Source organism: Bacillus sp. LR--39, assembly GCF_053613335.1.
Genome location: NZ_JBSIOT010000399.1, coordinates 1 through 994, shown reverse-complemented (window position 1 = coordinate 994; position 994 = coordinate 1). Strand labels below are relative to the sequence as shown.

General features: G+C 44.2%; 2 pseudogenes. Both read right to left on the bottom strand.

The window, feature by feature from the left end:
• A pseudogene (gerAB, locus tag ACWHAR_RS23560) lies at positions 1-557 on the bottom strand (spore germination receptor protein GerAB); the annotation flags it as partial.
• Positions 526-994 (bottom strand): annotated as a pseudogene (gene gerAA / locus ACWHAR_RS23555) (spore germination receptor protein GerAA); the annotation flags it as partial. The pseudogenes gerAB and gerAA, both read right to left, overlap by 32 nt.

The following is a 994-nucleotide window of genomic DNA, read 5'->3' as shown; positions in this document are numbered from 1 at the left end:
GGTCCAAGGCCTTCGCCTAAAACAGGACGCAAACTATTGATATCAAAAATTTTAAAACTGATCCCGAACACAACCAGCAAAATAATAATGGTTACCGTTAAATAAAAGGGAAACAGCCGCGACACATCACTTAATCCCCCAACAATTAAATAAATGCCGCAGCAAATAAACGTTAAAATAATGACTTGAATTGGGGTTCTCTCCAACAGGAAAAACTTCACCATTTCAGCCATTGCCCGGGTCTCGAAGCTGGCTACGCCGAGGAAATAGCCGCAGATCAAAAGGCCGATGATGCTGCCGATCCATTTCCCAAGCCCTTCCTTCAAATATTCAAAGAGTGAAGGGTATTGATGTTTTTTCTGAATGAGCGTGTTTAAATAAATGAAGAAAATAAAAATGAAACCTTCTAATATCAGCGTGATCCAGCCGTCAGGCGTATTAGCCTTAGTGGTCAGCGCTCGCGGCAATGTTAAAAGTCCGGCCCCAAGCATTGTATTTGCAACAATAGAAATACCTTGAAAGGTATTAAGTTTCAGTGGAGTCTGTTTTTGGCTCATTTGGATTATTCGCCTCTTTTGGTTTGTTTTTAATTGGGAGACGGATAATGGAGTCATCCGTATTTTTCAGGCTAAAGAATCCGTTTAGCGAAAAATACGGAGACCCAAAGCTCGTTTGTCTCGTTAAGTGCGTATAAACGACAAGCATAAATAAAATAATGCCGTACAGCCCTAAAATAGCGGCGGAAAACATCGAAATAAAACGCAGCACCCGGAAAGACAGACCCATTCCGTATTGAGGAACGGTAAAGGATGCCAGGGCAATGACACTGACGACAATGACCATAATCGAACTGACGAGATTCGCTTCTACAGCAGCCTGTCCGATGACTACGCCCCCAACGAGGCCGATCGTCTGTCCGAGCGGATTGGGGAGTCGCAGTCCGGCTTCCCTTAGCAGCTCGATGGTGACTTCCATCAGCAGGGCTTCAAATATC